Raw genomic sequence first — 18,702 nt, forward strand, 5'->3', positions numbered from 1 at the left:
TATCGCTCTGCAATTCGCCGACAGTATCTCACCTATCTGTCCACGGGTGAGGGTTGGCTCTACCTCGCCGCCGTGCTCGACCTGGCCACCCGCAAGGTGGTCGGCTGGTCCATGCGCGAGCACATGCGTGCGGAACTCGCCTGCGCCGCGCTCACCATGGCCATCCAGCGGCAGCAGCCACCATCTGGCCTGCTGCAGCATGCGGACCGTGGTAGCCAGTATGCCGCCGACGACTATCGTCGGCTGCTGACGGCAGCCGGAATGCAGCAGTCCATGAGCCGCCGCGGCAACTGCCTGGACAATGCACCCATGGAGAGCTTCTTCCACACCCTCAAGGTCGAACTCGCTCAGCAGCGCCGGTGGGCCACGCGGGATGAGGCCAGACGCGACGTGTTCGCCTACATCGAAGGCTACTACAACCGGCAGCGTATCCACTCTGCCCTGGGCTACAGGACCCCGGAGCAGATGGAGCACAGTGCCGCCTGATCCCTGTCCATCAAATTAGGGGAAGATCAGATCCTCTGCAGATCGTCTGCTCGGACGTCCTAGAGGCACATAGTCAGCGTCGTTCTCTTTACGTCTCAATTGCACTTCGAAGCACAGTTGCAGAACCTCGCTTCGAGTCTAGTTTGGAGGGTCCATGACCGAGGGCGATGTTGTCCCGACTATCTCGTTCGGCGAGATCGTCCAAGCCGGAGGGTGGCAGTCCGCCTTCTTCACCACCTACTCGCTCTCCCTCTCATTCTTCGAGGCGGTCGTGCTGCAGGGATTGCGGGCGGGCGGCGTCCGCCAAGCCCGGATCGCGGTGGATCTTGAGGGCTATCGCGCTTCCCTTGGCGAGCGTGGCGTCACCGACGCGGGGCGACTCTATGACGTCGTCCCGCTCGCTGTCTCCCAGCGCGGCATCTTCCATCCCAAGCTCGTCCTCCTGTCAGGAAAGGACGGCCCCCGCGCCGCGATCGGCTCCGGAAATCTCACCTTCCGCGGCTGGGGCCGGAACGCCGAGCTGGCGGAGTACCTCTCCCCGGCGGCCACCCCCCGGGCCTTCGGCGACCTCGCCGACTTCCTCGAGCTGCTATCGCTGAACGCGACGACCGACGGCGGCCGCATCGCCGCGGCCAGCAATCCGGTGCCGGATGACCTCCTTGAGGCCTGCCGCGCAGCCGGGAGGGGCCATGAGGGGGGGGCGGTGCGGATCCTGCACTCCCTCGAACAGCCGATGGTCGAGGCGGTGGTCGAGGTGGCGGCCGATCTCGGGGGCGCCACCGCGCTGACGGTGGTCTCGCCTTACTTTGGCGGCGCCGGCGCCGTCGTGGAGCTTGCCTCGCGGCTCGGCTGCGACGCCGTGTCGGTCCTAGTCCCCGCCGAGGGACCGGAGAGGTTCGACTTCGCCGGTGCCCGCGCGGCGGGGCTCTCCGTCCGGCCGGTCGCGTCCGGCGCCTTCGCCGACCCCAGCAAGCCGCTTCACGCGAAGTTGCTAGAGGTGGTCTGCCGCCGCGGACGCCTCCTCCTGTCCGGCAGCGCCAACGCGACGCGGGCGGCGCTTCTTGGAGAGGGCAACGTCGAACTCGGCGTGCTGCGCATCGCCACGGGGGCGACGCGCTTCGGCTGGCGTTCCTGTGCGGAGCCGGCGGCCCCGGCGGACGCGAGAGAGGAGGACATTCTCGCATCTTCCCCCTGCTTGGCGGCCCGCCTCGAGGGGGATCGGATCACCGGCCGCGTCCTCGGTGCGGAGAGGCCGGGCGGCCTCTGGCGGGCCGCCCTCGCGGAGGGTCCGGAGGTGGAAGTCCGCGTCGAAGACGATGGGCGCTTCTCCCTCGCCGTCGCCGAGACCGGCGATCCCCTCCGGCTCGGCCGCGCCGCGCAGCTCGTTCTCGCGCGCGACGCGGTCGAGGCTGCCGGGTGGCTCGTCCTCGACGGCACCCTCGCGGCCATCCGAGAGAGGGGCCCTGTTGCCGAGGCCGTCGTGCGCCTCCTGGCCGGGGCGGGGGATGCGGAGGACGTCGCCGCGATTCTCGGCTTCTTCGCCGAACATCCCGAGGCGCTCTTGGACGGGACGCTTCGGTCCAGATCCGGCGAGCGGGACGGTGACAAGGCGTCCGGTGCCGCCGGGCTCGTCGTACTGGAGGACCTCCGTCCGTCGGAGGCGGCGGACCTCCTCGTGTCCAATAGCGGGGGCGCCTCCGCCGGCGCCTTCGATCGTCTCCTTGCCCTTCTCCGGCGGGATATCGTAAGGCCGGATCGGCAGGTTTCGGGGGCCGTCGCGCTCGCGCTTTCTGATCCCCGTGCCGACGACCCCGACGCTCCATCGCCGGAGAGGGTGCCGCGTGATGCGGTCGAGAGCGTCCTTGAGGCCCTCTTCGGGAAGGTCACGCCTGCCCACCCGCTCGCGCGGGAGAGGCTGCCCGTGATCCTCCCCTTCCTCCGCGCTGTCGCGGGGAACGTCGAGGAGCCGGATCTCCTCGTCGCGGCGACCCTCCGGCGGTGGCGCGATGCGGCGATGCCGCTCGGCGCCGCGGCGGCCGGTCCGGACGAACTCGACCGGTGCTTCGTCGCAGTGGTGGTGGCGGACGTCATCGTCCGGCCCGCGCGGGCTGCCTTGGCGCACGAGGCACTCCAGGCGTGGTGCGGCGGGGCTCTCGCCCCCTCCTGGGCGGCGCGCGCCGCTCCGCGCGGCGAGGATCCGCTGGAGGCGTGGCTCGCATCGGGCGACGGTCCGGATGCATGGGCGGAGGCGTGGTCCGCAGTCCTCGGCTTGGAGACGAGCTGGGACTGGGTGCGCCGGATTGAGGAGGCCCTCCGCGGCGGTGGCCCCCTACCCCCTATGCCGGCCTCGGTCCGGCTGGCCGAGGCCGAGACGATCCGAGACGTCGCGGCCGGCATGCGCCGGTCGGACCGCGTCCTGCTGGTCCGGCCCGATGCCTCAGTGGACGTCTGCCCGCGCTGCCATATCTCACTGCCCCGGAACGAGGCGGGACGGCTGCGCGCGGGGCGCGTCGCGACGGCGCCCTGCTGCGGGCGCGTGCTCCTGAACGTGGGACTAAGGCGATGAACGCCAGACCAAACCTCGCAGACCTTGATCGCGCGCTCGGCGCCGCGCGGCATCCCGCGCTCCTCCTGCCGACGGAGCTGAAAGCGGGCGGCGTCGATCCGCTCGGCCTGCGGCAGGTGAACCTCGACCTCATGGCGGCCGCCTGGCCCGACTTCAACAACGTCACTGCCCGAATCCGGCCCTACGTCTTCATGGCCTGGGCGTGGTGGAAGGCCCGGGAGGTGTTCGAGAGCAGGGGCCAAGCCGCCACGCGGGCAGACGATCTCCAGGCCCTCGTGGACCGCTGGGAAGTCCTCTTCCTCTGGTCGCACCTCCTCGCGGAGGCCGAGGTGGGCCTGCCGGGCCGCAACGTTCTCACCAAGTACCTGCCGCGTCCCAGGGACGGACGGTCTTACCGGTTCGGCGGTGCCGAGTGGGACAAGCTGCGGAGTTCGCGCCGCTGGAGCACCGCCCTCATGGCCCCGATCCAGTACGGGCCGTCGATCAAGGCGCTCCGGTGGCTCGAGCCACGACCTGCCGGCACCTTCGCGCCATCGACCGACGCTATGCCGGCGGTGCGCGCCTTCGAGGAGGCCGTCGGCCGCAGGCTTCCGGCGGAACTCCTCGCGCCCGGCGATCTCTCCATCACGCCGGAGGAGGCGCTCGCGCTGTACGGGTTGTGGGACGTTACCGCGCCCACGGAGGTCGAGCGCGACACGTTCCGCGCGCTCTTCCTCGACGCGGGGCTCCGACCCGGCGCACGCCTCGCTGCGGCGCGGCGCCGCGCGTTGCTGCTCGTCCGGTCTGTTCTCCGGCAAAATAGGGATTCCCTGAGTGAGGCGGAGGTGCGGCGCGCGCTCGCCTCCGGCCGGCTCCGTTCTGGGGCAGTGGTCGACGGACCTGAGGCCGACCGTGGGACACTTCTGCTCTTCGGTGCGCTGCAGGCGCGGCAGCTGCAGCGGCTCGCCCTCGAGGCGATGCTCTCCTGGATTTTGGGCCGGATCCCGGCCGGAGAGGCGGTCGGGAGCGACGACCTCGTCCGGGATGCGGATGCCGCTGCGCGCGCCGTCGAGGAGGGTGCCGACGCGTCGAGTGTCGGAGGCTACCTCGCCCTCGCCGCGGAGCGGGGAGGCCGGGACGGGTGGCCCGCGGCCTGCGCATACCGGGAGGAGACGGACGTCCTCTTCCTCATGCGGGCTCTGGCTATCGCGCAAGATGAGGGAGGCCAACGTGTTCCGGGGCTCGCCCTACGGGCCCTGGCCTACACGGACGCCATGGCGGCGGGCTTGCGGGCGGCGGGGCTCGAGGGTGCGGCGCGGGGACATCTCGGCGGCCATCCCGATCGGTTGCCGCTGGACCGAGCAAGCCGGCGCCTCGCCGCCCTCTCCGGCCGGCCAATGCGCGAGCTGTGGCGCGAGGTGATCCTGTCCTGGGTGCTGGCTCAGCACGTCCGTTGGTCAATCGCGCGGAACGGAGACGGGACGCAGCGGCTCCGCCTGGCTCTCGACGAGGGCGGGTGGACCCGGCTGCGGTCCGGGCCGGCCGGAATTTTCGGCGCGACGCCTGACCGGTTATGGGCCGCCCTCTCCCTTTCCGCCGATTGCGGCATCCTCACAATGATACAAGGCGGCGATGGATCCCGTATGTACGCCACCAGTTGAAGGAGGCGTTATGGGAGCAGTGCAAGGCATCGCATTATTCCTTACTATGCTCACGTGGATGATCCTGTGAAGGGCGCTTTCGATACCCGTGCTGGCACGGTCTACGACGACGACATCACCTGCCGATACCACTTCCCGAACCGCTACTTGGAAACGGCGAAGCGCTCCCTTGGCGACTGGATCGTCTACCGCGAACCACGGCGCGGAGGAGGACGGGAAGGCTACGTCGCCGTCGCCCGCCTAGTCGACCTGGTGCCCAATCCCGCGAAGCCCGGGTTCACCTACGCCGTCATCGCCGACTACCTGCCGTTCGATGCCGTCGTTCCCCTGCGTCGGCCGGGCGGCTTCTACGAGGGCTTCCTCGGCCAGGTCGAGAACCCCAGCCGCATCGGCGCTGCAATGCAGGGGCGGTCGTTGAGGACGGTCACCGACGCCGAGTTCGGCGCGATTGTCCGGGCGGGCCTGCGGGAGACGCTGGCGCCGGAGAACGCCATCCGGCTCGAGCTGGATCCCGGCTACCTCGACGCCGAGGCCCGCGCTCTGGTCGAGGCACCTCCGGAGGAGCAGGAGCGTCGCATTGCCCAGGTGCTGGTTAACCGGAAGATCCGGGACGCGGCGTTCCGCAAATCGGTAGTGGACATCTATGACGGCCGCTGCGCCGTGACGAGCCTCAGGCTCATCAACGGTAGCGGCAAGGCCGAGGCCCAGGCCGCCCACATCATGCCGGTGGCGGCCGGAGGTCCGGACGTCGTGCAGAACGGCATCGCCCTGTCGGCGACGGTCCACTGGCTGTTCGACCGCCACCTGATCTCGCTCACGGACGAGATGGGCCTGCTCGTGTCCCACAACCGAGTGCCCTCGGAGCTGCGGGGCCTCTTCGAGAAGCAGATGGACCGCATCCATCTGCCGAAGGACCGGACCCTCTGGCCTCATCCGCAGTATGTCCGGCGGCACCGAGAACGGTTCACGGCGGACTAGCCTGTCAGCTGGCCAGGGCTTCCCACATCTCGACTGCCTTGTGTGACGCCTCGACCTCGATGAGGCGGTCGCGGATGGTGTCTACCGCCAGGAGCGCCGCCTCGGGCTTTGCCGACGGCGCCCAGAAGAGACACTGCTCCGCGAATTCGGCCCACGACGTGAACAGGGTTATGCTGACGCCGATGCTTGCCGACCAGTCGAGGATCTCGCGGCCGTCGAGCGTAGCCTGCCGATCGGAGACCAGGACCATGGCCGCTTCGCGGACGCCCCGCTCCACGCAGGTGCGGCCGAATAGAGCGACATCCGAGAGGCGGACGGGCTTGTCGCGTACCTCGAATGCCTTCTCGTATATCCGGACATAAGTCTCGGTTGACTCCGTTGCCAGTACTGCCACGTCGCCGGGGTAGTGGCGCGACGGATCGTTCACGCGGCCGCTCTCGACCCGGCCTGACCCTTCGACCACATCGAGCAGGCCAGCCACCACGGCCTGTGCCCGTCGCCCGCCTTCGGAGTCTTCCGACACCAGCTGCCGGATGGCGCTGATCAGCTTCTCCGGAGAGATTGCAGACCTGGCCAGGGCCTCGGTGTAGCGCCGCTGGAAGCGGCGACGGACCGCGATGAAGGCGCGGAGCGCGTGACGGGCATTGTCAGGCGAGGATCCCTGCAGCTCGTCGACCATCCCGACCATGTAGTCGAACGCTGCCTTGGCCTTGCCTCGTACGGGTGTCGCGTCGCCCAGGTAGACCATCCGGAAGTAGGGCTGGTTGTTCAGCGGCTCCCGGCCGTTGACGCCAAGGCTGAAACCCAGCTCGGCCGAGAGGGGGACCAGCGTTCCATGGCATAGGCTGCGGGCCGAGTAGGCGTTAGCATTTCCGCGCGCGTGGCTCGGCTTGACGATGCGGAGGTCGGCATCCTGGTCCAGCGACCGCGCGAGGATGCTGGTTCCCAGAAAGGCGATGTGCGTCCGGGATGACCCCCGTTCCTCGCACAACCTGGACAGTTCTTCGATCTTGCCCTGCCAGGCCGGATCGATCTTCCCGTTCTCCGCCTGAGCAGCTTCCTCGCGTACCACGGCTTCGGCGTGCTTGGGGGCGATCTTCATGTCCGGTTCGCCGCGTCGGACAGGGCGACATCAAGCTCGAGCAGGTCGCCCGGAGTGCAGCCGCAGGCGAGACAGATCTTCTCGATCATGGAGAGGGTCGCGTTGTAGCCGGGCCGAGATCCGATGGATTGAAGAGTGGCCACCGATATGCCCGTCTGTGCCGATAGCACCTCGTAAGTCATACGCCTTCCTGTCCGTTCGGAGCAGGCGCGCATGACTTCCCGCAGGCGGACCCTGATCATAGGGTTTTCTTGTATTGACAATACAAATTCATCCCGGCAGTCTGCGCGCCTTGTTGGTGACTGGTATGCTAGCAGAGTGTCAGGAGTCGTCATGAGAGCCATCAGCCTGTTCTCCGGTATTGGCGGGCTGGACTTCGGCTTCGAGGCAGCCGGGTTCCACACGCGGGTTGCACTGGAGATGGACCGGCACTGCTGCCGGGCGATCCGGTCCAACCGGCCGAATTGGGCGGTAATCGAGGGCGACGTGAACGCCGTCCCCGGAGACGACATCCTCTCGAAGGGAGGGTTGGCGGCCGGGGAGGCCGACATCCTGATCGGTGGGCCTCCTTGCCAGCCCTTCTCCAAGTCCGGCTACTGGGTTAGGGGTGACACGCTGCGGCTGGACGACCCTCGCGCTGGCACGCTGCGCGGCTACCTCGACGTGCTGCGGCACGCTCGCCCACGGACCTTCCTGCTCGAGAACGTCGGCGGGCTGGCCTACGCGGACAAGAACGAGGGCCTGCGCTTCATCCTCGACGGCGTGCGCCGGATCAACGCCGAGACCGGGGCCGACTACCGGGTGTCGTGGAAGGTCATCAACACCGCCGATTACGGCGTCCCCCAGATCCGCGAGCGCACCTTCCTCATCGGGTCGCGTGACGGGCGGGAGTTCAGGTTCCCCGAACCGACCCATGCCGCACTCCCCGCGTCGGACGAGACCGATCTGTTCTCGACCAGCGGGCCACAGCCCTACCGTACCGCGTGGGACGCCCTGGGCGATCTCCCCGAACCTCAGGGCGAGGAGCGCCGCAAGCTGGAGATGGGGGGCGCTTGGCGGGACCTGCTGCCCTCAATCCCGGAAGGGGAGAACTACCTCTGGCACACGGACCGGAAGGGTGGCCTGCCGCTCTTCGGGTGGCGCACCCGCTACTGGTCCTTCCTTCTCAAGCTGTCTAAGCGCCTGCCTTCCTGGACGGTGCAGGCCCAGCCCGGCAGCGCGATCGGCCCTTTCCACTGGAAGAACCGTCGCCTGAGTTTCGCCGAGCTATGCCGGATCCAGACCTTCCCTGACGGACTGGTTGTGGACTCGGGGCGGACCGAGATGCAGCGGATGCTCGGCAATGCCGTGCCGTCCTTGATCGCCGAGGTCCTGGGGCGCGAGATCCGGCGGCAGCTGCTCGACCAGGCCGTGAACGAGCCGCTCCATCTGCTCCCGCCACGCCGGGAGCATGTCCCCGCCGCCGAGGTTCCGCTCCCCGTCCCGGCGAAGTACCTGTCCATGCAGGGCAATCACGCGGCCCATCCGGGAACGGGGAAGGGTAGCGCGGCGCGCCGTCGGGCCGAGGAGCAGAGGAAGGCGGCGGCATGACGGCCGGAGCAGCCCGCGAGCGCCGCTGGCTGCTGCTCGTGGAGACGGGCGACCACTATTGGCTCGGCCGCGTCAGCGACCCGTCGGAGGACGAGATCGGTGCTGCCGAAGCGTCCCTCCGCCACGTGGGTACCGGCGGCTTCCTCGCGGTGTCGGAGGGCGACTACTGGTCCCGCGGGCCGATGAGCCTGCTCGAGGTGCGACGCTTGAACAAACCGGACGCCTCCTTCGAGGTGGCAGTGGCGGCGTTCCTGGCGAAACGGCGCGTGGCCGTGGAGAGCGCCTCTTGAACGGTTCGAGGAAAACATGGAGCCAGCGCGAGGCTCTCGCCCGTTTATCCGCCTTTCGCCGGTCACCAGCGCTACCGCATCTCTTCTGCACGGCTTAGTCAGACGGAGCGGATCACATAGTGTGACCAAGCAGGAATGGCTCGACATTCGGCAGCAACTCCACCAGCAACGCCCTAGCGCTATCTGGACCGTCTTCCGCCATCGCTGCTTCAACTTCAGCTGGGCTATAGCAATTCGCTCTCAAGGCGCCGAGATCAAACGCATCGCGCATGTACAGGTGAGTAAATTCAGTGAAGATCAAGTTGTAAGACGGGCTCCCACCTTGTCTGAGGGAGAAATGTCTCCAGGTCGACACTTGTTCGTAAGGTATTAGACCTGACAGCACACCCCGTCTGCCGAAGGCTGGGACGACGAGGCCTAGATAAGCTTCGCAGCATCCCTTCAGCTTCGCGTGCTTTCTGCTGTTCACAGCGAAGTATCTTTTATTCGGTTGGCAGTCGAACGTCTTAACATCAAGGCCAAGCAGGCGGCCACCCTCGACTACTTGGAGGTCTGGACCGAAAACTCCTGCTCCTCCTTCGGGAGAGAACATGTGCTGACGCATGTACATGGCTACGTCGGCTCCATCCCTCCGGAGAGCCTCACTGAGGAGCAGCAGCTCGCCGAGTGCTCCGTGCAGATCTGCGGCATCGTTTCCTTCGTCACCGCGGTCAGCGTCGGGGGCACGATTGCGATTAGATACCGTCCGAGCAGAGCCGAGGAGCCTCGCCATGGCCCAGCTGCGCGCCGTTAAATTGACCGCTCTGCCCGCAAGTTCACCCAAGTCATCAAATCGCATACAAAAGTCCTTCTGACCGTCTACCCGAAACTGCTTCGACTCCCGGGAGAGCCTTCCGGCTTCTTCAGGGGCCATTTCGGGCCGTCTGAACAGCAAACTCGAGGAGCGTCAGCTGCTCCAGGGCACTATGAGGCCGGGACACATTATAGCCCCTCCTCCAGGGTTCGATCTTGTTCTTGGCGCCCTCGAGCGACAAGAACCAGTGCGTGTCCAGGGTACGACGCATGCGTCGCACCGTCCGGGAGACGCCCGTTGAACGACTCAATGAAGCCGTTGTCGGTCGGCTTACCCGGTCGGGAGAAGTCCAGCGTCACGCCGAGTTCATAAATCGAGTGATCCAGCACGTTCGAGACGAACTCCGGGCTATCATCAACCCTGATCAACCCCGGTGCGCCGCGCGGGGCCGCGAGGTCCTCCCGCTGCGGATGCTGCCGTTTACGACAATGGCCAGCGCCTCCCGGGCGTAATTGTCCAGGCGAGACGACCTGCCGCCACCCCGCCGACACCGGCGGCCTACCTCCCACTGATGGGCGAGCATCGTGCCCATCCGGGGTACGGCAAGAAACCGGGAGCCCTCCGTGCTACTTCGGTCGATCCCTCAGCCGACGTCTCGCAGGACCGGCGCGAGAGCCCGCACGCGGTGCCCGTCTATCTCAAGGTCAAACAGCGTGCGACTGCATAAGCTACGAAGCGACTTCCACAGCAACGCAGACTCGTAGTCCTCAAGCTCGGCCGGTACATGGTCGAGCAGCGTCTCGGCGCAGACTACGATGAGCCGCTCCTGCGTGCGCGAGAACGCCACATTCGCGCGGTTGAGGTTGAGAATGAAGCTTGCCGCTGCGCCGATCGCGTGCGGGTCGCTCTCAGTCCCGGATACGATAATGGTTGGACGTTCCCCGCCCTGCAGGCGCTCGACCGTGTCGATGATGCTGGCGGCCGCGGCGTGGGGCCCCAGACGTCCGCGTAGAAGGGCGCGTTGGGCGCGATGGGGGGTGATGATCGCCACGGAATCTGCCGGATGCCGATCCCGAGCGCCTAGGGCCTGCGCAATCAATTCTCCCTCGAGTGCGTTACTTTGACGGGAGCCGCGCTCAGAATGGACGACGAGGATCAAACCCTCCCGAGGATGCCAGATGTCGGCCCAGCAGCCCGCCGGTAGGTGGGTGGGGGGATCCACCGCGCCCGGCTCCAGCCCCTCGAGTTCGATCGCGTCCAAGTCCCGATACACGCGTGAGATCAGCTCCCGAATGATCGGCGGAAGGCGGAACGTGAAGGTGAGCGGTGACTGGCGGCACGAAGCCGCCGGCGGCCGACTCTCGTCGATGATGCGGAGCATGGCCTCGTAAGCGCTCCGGAACGGCTGATAATATTGAGCAGGCGGCCGGTCCTCGTTCTCCCAGTCGTGCGCCACGATCGGGGCCAACTGCCGATTGTCGCCGGCGAGTATGATCTCCCCGGTCGGACGCACTAGCGTGGCGAGCGATAGGAAGTCCGGGAACACCATCATGCTCGCCTCGTCGACGACGAGCATCTCTGCTTGAAATCCGCCGGCAACGTTGCGAAAGGGGCCACGCTGGCACAGTTCCTGGGCCATTTTAAGGAGCGCGCTCGTCGTGCCGCCTATCACGAGCACGCCCTGGCGCATCCAGCCGCTGACGAGGGTAGCGCATGGCTTCGACTGGAAATTCCTGATCGCACCCACGTCTGGCGGCGGATCACTGCTGTGGCATCGCGAGAGGGTTATGGCCGGCATCTCCAAACCTTGCCTTGCCGCCTCGGCGCGGAATGAGTCGAGGTAGAGTTCCAGCCTACCCATCAGCGTTTGGACGGCGAGGTGCGTGTGGGCCGCCACAAGCACGATCCCACCAGTGCGGAGACGAGCGGCGATCCGCGCGAGGATCGACGCCGCGGTGGTTACCGTCTTACCCGTTCCGGGTGGCCCCTTGAGCAGCTGCACCCGGGTCTCAAGCCCTTCCATCACGGCGTTGCGCTGGTCAGGAGTCAGCGGTGCGCGACCGGCGGCGTGGGGAATCTGCCAGTTGTCCAGGCAGGCGGCGAGCCTGTCACGGCGCGCGGGTGCCAGCGGCGTCTGCTCGGGCAGAACCGGGTTCGATGGCTCGAACCAGGTAAAGACGTGCCTGCCCATGCGGGACAGCAAGCGATCTTCCACCCGGCCAGCGACGTAATCGGACGGGCTCTCGTCCACCGTCGCGTGGTCGAATACATGCAAAAGGGGCTCTGGCTTCCAGCTTCCGAGGACGTAAGTTCCTTCACGACTGACCATGGGGTCGAGGACGATCGTGCCCGCGGCCCAGTCGACCGACTGCACAATGCAGGTGATCCCACCCCGGGTAAGCTGGCGGAGCGTCTGGCTACGGTTCGGATCGCCGGACCAGGGCGACAGCCGGACGAAACCCTGGTCGAGTGAGGTGCGGATTGAGAATTCAAGTGGCTTCAGGCCGAAGGGCTGGGTCGCGATCGTGGCGTGGATCAAGCCGGACGCATCTGTGAGGATGCCCGTCAGCGGCATCGTACGGCCAGCCTGAACGCGGGCCGGCGGCGGTTGGATGTGGCCGGTCAGCCAATCGGTCATGCCGACGTGATGGTCGAGGCGCAGGAAGTCGACGGCCGCACGGCCTGTCGTGTCGATGCCGAGTTCGAATTCCTGTAGGCGTGCAATCTCGAGCGCGGGCTTCTCGATCTCTTCGTTCTTGAAGCGAATGCGATCGTCAAGCCAGCGCAGCGCCTGCACCCGGGCGATGAGGTAGGCGCGAATGAGCCCCGTTCGCTCTGTGACACGATTGTATCGTTCGATGGACGCCCGGACTCGGTGATCGTCGAAGCTGTCCGGGCTTGGCAGACTCCGCCACGCCGCGCGCCAATACGGGGCCGTCAACGTATCGTGGAACCTGCTCCTGATTTCGAAGCGATGGCGGAAAGCCCCAACCTCGCGTTCGCGAGCCCAGCCGCCGCCGGCATCCACGTCCAGCGTCGTCTTGAAGTCGAAGATGTCCTGCTCGAACACACGGTCGAGTTCCACCGGAGCACCCGCAACCCGCCGAGTCCAGTGGTAACGCTGACCGAACCAGGAGAGCGATGTCGCGACGGCAAGGCCGCGACCCGTCCAACCTAGGGTGAAGCGGCCGTCCACCTCGTCCTGGACGCATGAGAAGATCAGCTGCTCCAGGCTCTCGCGGGAGCCAAGCAGCTCCCGCAAGTGAGACAACAGGGCCGATCCCGCGCGGGTGCACGCCTCGACCAGCTGCGTCATCTCAGAGCGCGAGTAGACGTAGAAGTGGATGGGCGCGCGTTCTGCCTCGGCAACCTCGCCGATCGCGTCGACCACGTCATAGAGGAACTGCTGGACGAGCTGCCGCTCAGCCCCAGTGTCCTGATCGCCGATCCCGGTCCAAGCCTGCGTCTGGAAGGCCACGATGTCACGGCTACGTGTCGCCAGCGGACGCCGTTCGACCGCCGCGTTCCTCTGTTCTCCCTGCTCGGGGTATGGGCGCTCCTCTACCACCGGCATCGGCCTGCGCGTCTCCGGGTCGAAGCGGGTCTCAAGCATCCAGTCGCTGGCTGTCACATGGGCGGACAGCGCGCCGACGCGGTTCTCCGTGTAATCATAGTCCACCTGGAGGTAGACGCGCACGAGACGCTGCCCTTGCATCTCGTGCAACGGCAGCTGGCCGGCGCCAGAATGCGGCAGCGAGACCACTTGGAAGTTGTCCGGATCGCCCTCCCCGCGAAGCAGCGTCGACCGCCGGGCCGCCGCCGTCGCGACGATCTGGGCGAGATTGGCGTCGAAGCCGGGCGCCTGCCGCACCGCCTGGCCAGCCGGCGACTGGGGGTCGAGCGCCGCCAAGTCGTCGATCGTGCGGATCCCCGTCTGACGCAGGATCCGGCACGTCGTCGGTGGCAGTCCCGTGAGTTCCAGCCGGCGCAGACGGGCGCTTTCCGGCAGGCAGTGAACGTTAAAGACACAACCGTCGCACTTAGGGTCGAGCTGGTAGTCGAGCGCGTCAAGGTCCGCGTCAACAATGTCGGCGAGGAGCCCGTCCGAAGAGAGCAGGCGCTCAAGGTCCGCGATCTCAATATCAAGATTGAGCGCCTGCCGGTCGATCATGTCCTGCGGCTCGTTGGTGATCTCGTCGATCCTGACCACCACACCCTCGATCGAATCCTCGTCGATTGGCTGCCCGGCGACGACCAGAGGCTCCTCGCGTAAGAGGCGCCGCAGCATCGTCACGTAGGCGGCCAGTTGCAGCCGGTGATACGTCCGGTCCTTCCGGCTCGCCTTGCCCTCGACGATGCGTAAGCGCGGCGTGCCGCGGTCCCAGAGCAGCACCAGGAAGTCGATCCGGCCGGAAAGCGCGAATGTGCCGATCTCGTGGGAAACTTCAATCTCGCGCCCGTAAACGAACGTCCCGGCAGAGATGGCCGCAAGCGCCGCCTGAAAGGTCCGCCACGTGAGCGCCCGGGCGCCTTCCTCGGGTTCGACTCCTTCCAGAAGGTTCGTCGCCCCCCGCGCGCGGAGTGCGCGTTCCCACGCATCCTCGGCCTCGCGGCCGACACCTTGCAGGACGGGGTCGAGCGCGTTGAACAGACGTTCGGAAAAGGGCACGCAGCGGGCCAGCCGCCAGTTGTCTAGCCCAAGCTTGAAGCGACGCTCGCACGAGCGAAAGCGAATGAACTCGCCAATCTCGCTGACGCGGACCGGAACCATGTGATCAGGCATGCAATATCCCCAAAGCCATCATAGCGGCTGAGGTCGAAGCTGACGAAGCATCTGACCACAAAACAAGTCTCAGCCGTCAGAAAGCACCATCCTGGCCTGCCCCATCGAACGGTGCCGGGTGTTATGAGAGAGTTGCCCCGCGTGGTCCGCTCCCCGGAGATCGACCACCCGCAGCGGCCGCGCCACCTCGATCGCGGCCCAGTCCCACAGCGCCAGTTCCGCCTCCGCGACCAGGAAGGGACCGGGCGGTGCAGCGTTGGCGCGGTCGCGCAGCAGCGCTTCCTGCAGGCAGAGCGTGAAGGACTGGCCGAGGTAGAGCGGCAGCCAGCGGGGCGGACGTCCCCGACCGAGTAGCGGGTCCGAGAAGCGCGACGGTCCTGGCCCGACCTCCAGCGCCTCCGGGTGCGCCGCCCGCACCAGCCGGACCCAGCGTGCGCCCGGCGCGATGGTCGCCGTTGCCGGTCGCAGGTCGGTCGTGCGGCGCGGCGGGTGGGCCCGAGCCCGCTGGTCGGTCACGCCCCCGCCGGGCTAAAGGCGCTGCCGACGCGGCGCGCGAGCGCGAGGGCCGCGGCCGTTTGCTGCGGGTCGGTGACGGCTTCCAGGCCCGTGCGCCGGCCGAGGTCCGGATGACGCTGGCGGAGGAAGCGGAACACCGCCCAGGGCTCACCCAGCGCGGCGTGCAGCGCCGGCAGCGCGGCGAGCGGCCGGCCGTCGGCGTCCAACTGCCAGGCCGGGAAGCGGACGCCCCGCTTGGCGCCCTCGAGCCCGAGCAGCTCGCCGCGGCGGCGCTTCTGGTGGACCGCCTCGCGCGACAGGTTGAGCCGCGCCGCCAGCGCGTCGGAGGAGAGCATGTCCGGCCCCGCCAGCAGCCCGGCGGCGGCCTCGGCGCCGCGGGCATAGGCGCGCTGGAGGGCGGCGCGGGCGGCCTCGGGCGGCAGTTCGGCCGCCTCGGTGCTGTCCGGGGGCGGTGCAGGCGCGCGCTGCGGCAGCCGGACGATCCGGAAGCGGCTGGCGCTGCGGCCCGAGGTCGGCTCCAGGCCCAGCATCACGCCCCGGTGGGTCCGCTGCACCGTCGCGGCGCCCTGGGCGATGGCCGCCAGGACCCGCCGCGCCTCCTCGGCCGAGAGGCCGGGGGGCACTTCGACCTGGGCCGGGCGTGCGGCGCTCCGGCGGGGCGCGCTAGGTCCGCTTGGCTTGCGGGGCGTGGAGGAGCGGGCGGCGGGCGGCATGGCCCCAATGTCGGGCGTCGCCGCGATTTCGTCAAGTTCGTCAATTTGGTGGTCGTGCCGCTCAGAACGTCTCCCCCTCCTGCGGTGCGGCGGCCTCCTGCCGGGTTCCCAGTCGACCGTCGGTGAGCAGCCGGAAGGGTGTCGCCTGGCCCTGCGCGAGCGCCAATCGGTACAGCGCTTCGGTGCACTCGTAGAGGTCGACCCGGTCGGCCCAGACCGCGCGTGGCACCCGGTGATCGGACAGGCGCAGGCGCGGTCCCTCGTGGAGCAGGGTCAACGCCTCGGCATTCCACCAGGCCAACGCCTCGGCGGCCTGCGGCGTCTGGCCCCAGCCCCAGATGGTCGAGAGATCGGCGACGAGGAAATACGCCATAGTCTTCCTCGCATAGCGGCAACCGTCGTCGCGGCCTATCCTGCCGCATGCGCCTCTCCCGCCGGCTGCTCGCGCCGCTCCTCCTCGCCCTATCCCTCTTCGTCCATCCCGCCCTGGCCGCCGAACTGCGCGGCCTGGTGGTGGGCGTGCATGACGGTGATACCCTGACTCTGCTGACCCCCGAGAAGCGCCAGGTGAAGGTCCGCCTGGCGGAGATCGACACGCCGGAAAGCCGTCAGCCCTACGGCACCCGCGCCCGACAGGCGTTGGCCGACCTGGCTTTCCGCCAGGAAGCCCGCGTGGTGGTGGTGGACACCGACCGCTATGGCCGCACCGTGGGCCGGGTCTTCGTCGGCCAGACCGACGTCAACGCCGCGCTGGTGCGGCAGGGCGCCGCCTGGGTGTACCGGCAGTATGCCCACGACCCGGCCCTGCTGGTGCTGGAGCAGGCGGCCCGGGATGACCGCCGAGGGCTCTGGGCCTTGCCCGAGGCCGAGCGGGTGCCGCCCTGGGAGTGGCGCCGGCAGCGGCGGCACCGGTGAGTTGGGACAAACACCCCATCCATAGATTGTTTGTCCCCGTTCATCGGGCGTTGACCCGCCATGCGCTACAAGGGTCGCACTGCGGCGGCGTGGAAAGCAGACCCGCCCTAAGCCGAGACAGGCCCGAATTGTTCGCGCCACCCCGCCCTCCGGGGCGGGGCCGCAGAAGGGGCAGCCGGTGTTGCGACCGGCCCGCAGGAACCACAAACCGCCCGGCGGCAGAAGGCGGCCGGGCGGGTTTGGTGTGCCCAGGCGGCCCGAGCAACTCCGCGCCAGATCCGATCGAGTGAAAAAAGTTCTCCGAGAGGAAGGCCTACGCCTTCCAGGCTGCGCGCTTTGTGTACACAATTTGTGAAGCACGGGGAGCGCAATGATGGGGTCGCAAAAGGGCGGAACAGAGCCGCAGTGCGTTGGGGTTCGGGAGTTCCGCATGAGCCTCGCGGACTTTCTTAGGCAAGCCCAGGAAGGCGGTTCCTTCCTCATCACATCCCACGGCAAAGCTCTTGCTGAGCTCCGACCCCCACCCGGGTTGGCTGAGACTCAGGACCAGGTAAGTCTACTCAGTGTCCAGGGGCTTAGAGCCTCGGATCTGGCCAGATTGATGCCCACCCTTATGCCAACTGCCAAGCGGGGTAAGCGGCCCAACAATGCCATCGTTCCGCCCTCCGCCAGTGCTGGGAGCCTACAGTTCAGCATAAAGCTCTCAGCCGACGACCTTCGCGCCCTGGCCAAGGAAGCAAGGCTGCCACTCAGGATCACTGACGAGGCGGACCTTGCCGCCGAGGCACGGTGCCTTGCCGAGACCCTCGAAGTCGCAGTGCTCTGGGAGCGAGCGAACAGCCTACCCCTGCTCCAGAAAGAAGTGGAGGAGTGGCGGGTTGCCCTGGGGCGGTGGCTCGACGATGGCACCACGCTTCTGGGCGGAAAGCCCGGATCTGGATCGGTGGTAAGGACCCTTGCCACCGGCCCGGTTAGAGCTGCCGCAGCCTTGTTGAGCGAGAACTGGCCGACAGAGACAGCTGAAGACGGAGAACTGGTTCCTCCCAATCCTCAACGCCGTCTCGCGCTGCTAAACGATCTGAAGAGTGCAAGCGCCCTTGATCCTGCGATGGCGGAGTCGATCGTCCAACTTCTGCCAAGCGAATTGGGGCAGGACGATAATCAGGATCCGCCTGAGTTCAGCGAATACAATGCGACGACCGCTCTGCTTTTGAAGATGCATGCTGCCCTTGGTGCACTTCGGATTCTGACCGAAGAGATGGAGTCTCATATCGGGGCGCTCCGCCAACGCCGTAGCCAGAAAATCGATCGATGGGGGCTCATGCGCAGGCTGGCCTATCACTACGAGAAGCTGTTCGCGCGCGGCTACACAACGAGCCGGATAGCGCAGGGACGAGACAATCAGGGTCATCCCTTAGGTCCGGCCATCCGATGGACTCGTGCGCTGTTTATCATGGCAGCAAAGAAAGGGCTCAGTAGGGGTGAGACCCTTCCTGAGCTCAATGAGCTCGTAGAATGGTCCGCGAAGCCCCACTGGGGCCCGGAGGATATCCATCCCATCAAAGAATGGGAGAAGGGCCGGGCAATGCGTGGGCAGGGATCCTTGAGCGACTAATTGGGTGAGATGCTCCCCATGTCGACGGGAGAGCAGGGAGGCACTTTTGTCAGCGCGGGACGTCCCGGAACTCCCCGGGACTGTCCAGCAGGCAAGGGTTCTGATCCTATGAAGATGCACCAAGTGCCATCTCCTGACTCACAGCCCGCGCGCGGCGGCTTCACCATCAAGGCCGCTTGTGACTGGTCCGGCCTGAGCCGCACGGCGCTTTACCGCGCCGCCGGTACGGGCCGACTGCTGCTTCGCAAGGCCGGCCGCACCACCATTGTCGACGGCGCCAGCCTCGCGGCTCTGGTCGCTGACCTGCCTCCTGCGGCGCTGAGCCGCAGCCGGGGCAAGGTTGACTAAAATGAAGCACCAGAGGTCTGCAGAGTACGGAATGACGCCCTGGATCGAAGATCCGAGGCGCGAACACCTGACATGAAAACCGCCGGGCGCTTGGGAGCGACCGGCGGCGAGGCAAAGCAATTAAAAGCAGCGCATTCTAGCGCATCGCTCTGCCTCCTGTCACCGCTTCTCGCGCCCTGGCCATGAGGATTGCCTTATGCCGAGCGAAGAGAACTTCGATTTCTGCTGCTCCGAGTGCGGGTACTGGGAGCTGGCCTACGTCAGCAAGTCTGGCCGGATCGGCTGCTACGGCTGCGGGATCCATCCGGATGCGGCCGACGCGCCGGCGGATGACGGCGGGGCGGACCGGGGCGACGAGGACCAGTAA

17 protein-coding genes and 1 pseudogene are annotated in these 18,702 nt (G+C 67.3%); 10 read left to right on the forward strand and 8 right to left on the reverse strand.

Annotated elements, in window-relative coordinates:
• From E0493_RS19940 to E0493_RS23965, 4 genes are all read left to right on the forward strand, one after another.
• Positions 1-486, forward strand: a 486-nt coding sequence (locus E0493_RS19940) for an IS3 family transposase (protein WP_160939021.1), incomplete at its 5' end; no start/stop codon positions are given.
• Between the two features lie 154 nt (positions 487-640).
• Complete coding sequence (locus E0493_RS19945; RefSeq protein WP_160939022.1) at positions 641-3,052, forward strand: phospholipase D-like domain-containing protein; 2,412 nt, start codon at positions 641-643, stop codon at positions 3,050-3,052.
• The gene (locus E0493_RS19950; protein ID WP_160939023.1) at positions 3,049-4,692 is read left to right on the forward strand and encodes a hypothetical protein; all 1,644 of its coding nucleotides are present in this window, start codon (positions 3,049-3,051) and stop codon (positions 4,690-4,692) included. The genes E0493_RS19945 and E0493_RS19950 overlap by 4 nt, the downstream gene beginning before the upstream one ends.
• 66 nt (positions 4,693-4,758) lie before the next feature.
• Positions 4,759-5,670 (forward strand): HNH endonuclease, encoded by a 912-nt coding sequence (locus tag E0493_RS23965; RefSeq protein ID WP_160939024.1) that lies wholly within the window; start codon positions 4,759-4,761, stop codon positions 5,668-5,670.
• Between the two features lie 4 nt (positions 5,671-5,674).
• On the opposite strand, the gene E0493_RS19960 is transcribed toward E0493_RS23965, so the two are convergent.
• Both E0493_RS19960 and E0493_RS19965 read right to left on the reverse strand, forming a co-directional pair.
• On the reverse strand, positions 5,675-6,772 hold the full coding sequence (locus tag E0493_RS19960; RefSeq protein WP_160939025.1) for a restriction endonuclease, SacI family: 1,098 nt from the start codon (positions 6,770-6,772) through the stop codon (positions 5,675-5,677).
• Positions 6,769-6,954 carry a helix-turn-helix domain-containing protein gene (locus E0493_RS19965; protein WP_202397238.1) on the reverse strand — a complete coding sequence of 62 codons (186 nt, stop codon included), beginning with the start codon at positions 6,952-6,954 and terminating at the stop codon, positions 6,769-6,771. Before E0493_RS19965 ends, E0493_RS19960 begins: the two co-directional genes overlap by 4 nt.
• A gap of 151 nt (positions 6,955-7,105) precedes the next feature.
• Between E0493_RS19965 and E0493_RS19970 the strand changes: the two genes are divergently transcribed.
• Positions 7,106-8,362 carry a DNA cytosine methyltransferase gene (locus E0493_RS19970; protein WP_160939027.1) on the forward strand — a complete coding sequence of 419 codons (1,257 nt, stop codon included), beginning with the start codon at positions 7,106-7,108 and terminating at the stop codon, positions 8,360-8,362.
• Positions 8,359-8,652: a hypothetical protein gene (locus E0493_RS19975; RefSeq protein ID WP_160939028.1), complete on the forward strand. Its 294-nt coding sequence runs from the start codon at positions 8,359-8,361 to the stop codon at positions 8,650-8,652. Before E0493_RS19970 ends, E0493_RS19975 begins: the two co-directional genes overlap by 4 nt.
• A 112-nt stretch (positions 8,653-8,764) precedes the next feature.
• Here E0493_RS19975 and E0493_RS19980 read toward each other — a convergent pair whose 3' ends face one another.
• The 6 genes and pseudogenes from E0493_RS19980 to E0493_RS20005 form a co-directional block, all read right to left on the reverse strand.
• Complete coding sequence (locus E0493_RS19980; RefSeq protein WP_160939029.1) at positions 8,765-9,490, reverse strand: hypothetical protein; 726 nt, start codon at positions 9,488-9,490, stop codon at positions 8,765-8,767.
• A 64-nt stretch (positions 9,491-9,554) separates the two neighbouring features.
• Positions 9,555-9,885: pseudogene (locus E0493_RS19985) on the reverse strand (integrase core domain-containing protein); the annotation flags it as partial.
• Between the two features lie 203 nt (positions 9,886-10,088).
• Entirely contained in the window at positions 10,089-14,228 is a 4,140-nt protein-coding gene (locus E0493_RS19990; RefSeq protein ID WP_160939031.1) for an AAA family ATPase, read from the reverse strand.
• Between the two features lie 69 nt (positions 14,229-14,297).
• Positions 14,298-14,744, reverse strand: coding sequence for a hypothetical protein (locus E0493_RS19995; protein ID WP_160939032.1), 447 nt, complete (start codon positions 14,742-14,744; stop codon positions 14,298-14,300).
• Positions 14,741-15,457, reverse strand: a complete 717-nt coding sequence (locus E0493_RS20000; protein ID WP_160939033.1) for a hypothetical protein — start codon at positions 15,455-15,457, stop codon at positions 14,741-14,743. The genes E0493_RS19995 and E0493_RS20000 overlap by 4 nt, the downstream gene beginning before the upstream one ends.
• Positions 15,458-15,518: 61 nt before the next feature.
• Positions 15,519-15,830: a hypothetical protein gene (locus E0493_RS20005; protein WP_160939034.1), complete on the reverse strand. Its 312-nt coding sequence runs from the start codon at positions 15,828-15,830 to the stop codon at positions 15,519-15,521.
• 47 nt (positions 15,831-15,877) lie between these two features.
• Here E0493_RS20005 and E0493_RS20010 point away from each other — a divergent pair, with 47 nt between their 5' ends.
• The 4 genes from E0493_RS20010 (at position 15,878) to E0493_RS20025 (ending at position 18,702) form a co-directional block, all read left to right on the forward strand.
• Positions 15,878-16,372, forward strand: coding sequence for a thermonuclease family protein (locus tag E0493_RS20010; protein WP_202397239.1), 495 nt, complete (start codon positions 15,878-15,880; stop codon positions 16,370-16,372).
• A gap of 430 nt (positions 16,373-16,802) precedes the next feature.
• Complete coding sequence (locus E0493_RS23180; RefSeq protein WP_202397240.1) at positions 16,803-17,987, forward strand: hypothetical protein; 1,185 nt, start codon at positions 16,803-16,805, stop codon at positions 17,985-17,987.
• A 123-nt stretch (positions 17,988-18,110) separates the two neighbouring features.
• Complete coding sequence (locus E0493_RS20020; RefSeq protein WP_202397241.1) at positions 18,111-18,335, forward strand: hypothetical protein; 225 nt, start codon at positions 18,111-18,113, stop codon at positions 18,333-18,335.
• Positions 18,336-18,531: 196 nt separating this feature from the next.
• Positions 18,532-18,702 carry a hypothetical protein gene (locus E0493_RS20025; protein ID WP_160939035.1) on the forward strand — a complete coding sequence of 57 codons (171 nt, stop codon included), beginning with the start codon at positions 18,532-18,534 and terminating at the stop codon, positions 18,700-18,702.

Source organism: Teichococcus coralli, from assembly GCF_009829925.1.
Lineage (GTDB): Bacteria > Pseudomonadota > Alphaproteobacteria > Acetobacterales > Acetobacteraceae > Pseudoroseomonas > Pseudoroseomonas coralli.

Coding starts and splice junctions, on each gene's coding strand:
- E0493_RS20010 (WP_202397239.1), top strand. CDS start 15,878: ATGCGCCTCTCCCGCCGGCTGCTCGCGCCGCTCCTCCTCGCCCTATCC.
- E0493_RS23180 (WP_202397240.1), top strand. CDS start 16,803: ATGAGCCTCGCGGACTTTCTTAGGCAAGCCCAGGAAGGCGGTTCCTTC.
- E0493_RS19970 (WP_160939027.1), top strand. CDS start 7,106: ATGAGAGCCATCAGCCTGTTCTCCGGTATTGGCGGGCTGGACTTCGGC.
- E0493_RS20005 (WP_160939034.1), bottom strand. CDS start 15,830: ATGGCGTATTTCCTCGTCGCCGATCTCTCGACCATCTGGGGCTGGGGC.
- E0493_RS19980 (WP_160939029.1), bottom strand. CDS start 9,490: ATGCGATTTGATGACTTGGGTGAACTTGCGGGCAGAGCGGTCAATTTA.
- E0493_RS19990 (WP_160939031.1), bottom strand. CDS start 14,228: ATGCCTGATCACATGGTTCCGGTCCGCGTCAGCGAGATTGGCGAGTTC.
- E0493_RS19965 (WP_202397238.1), bottom strand. CDS start 6,954: ATGACTTACGAGGTGCTATCGGCACAGACGGGCATATCGGTGGCCACT.
- E0493_RS19975 (WP_160939028.1), top strand. CDS start 8,359: ATGACGGCCGGAGCAGCCCGCGAGCGCCGCTGGCTGCTGCTCGTGGAG.
- E0493_RS20000 (WP_160939033.1), bottom strand. CDS start 15,457: ATGCCGCCCGCCGCCCGCTCCTCCACGCCCCGCAAGCCAAGCGGACCT.
- E0493_RS20025 (WP_160939035.1), top strand. CDS start 18,532: ATGCCGAGCGAAGAGAACTTCGATTTCTGCTGCTCCGAGTGCGGGTAC.
- E0493_RS19950 (WP_160939023.1), top strand. CDS start 3,049: ATGAACGCCAGACCAAACCTCGCAGACCTTGATCGCGCGCTCGGCGCC.
- E0493_RS19960 (WP_160939025.1), bottom strand. CDS start 6,772: ATGAAGATCGCCCCCAAGCACGCCGAAGCCGTGGTACGCGAGGAAGCT.
- E0493_RS19945 (WP_160939022.1), top strand. CDS start 641: ATGACCGAGGGCGATGTTGTCCCGACTATCTCGTTCGGCGAGATCGTC.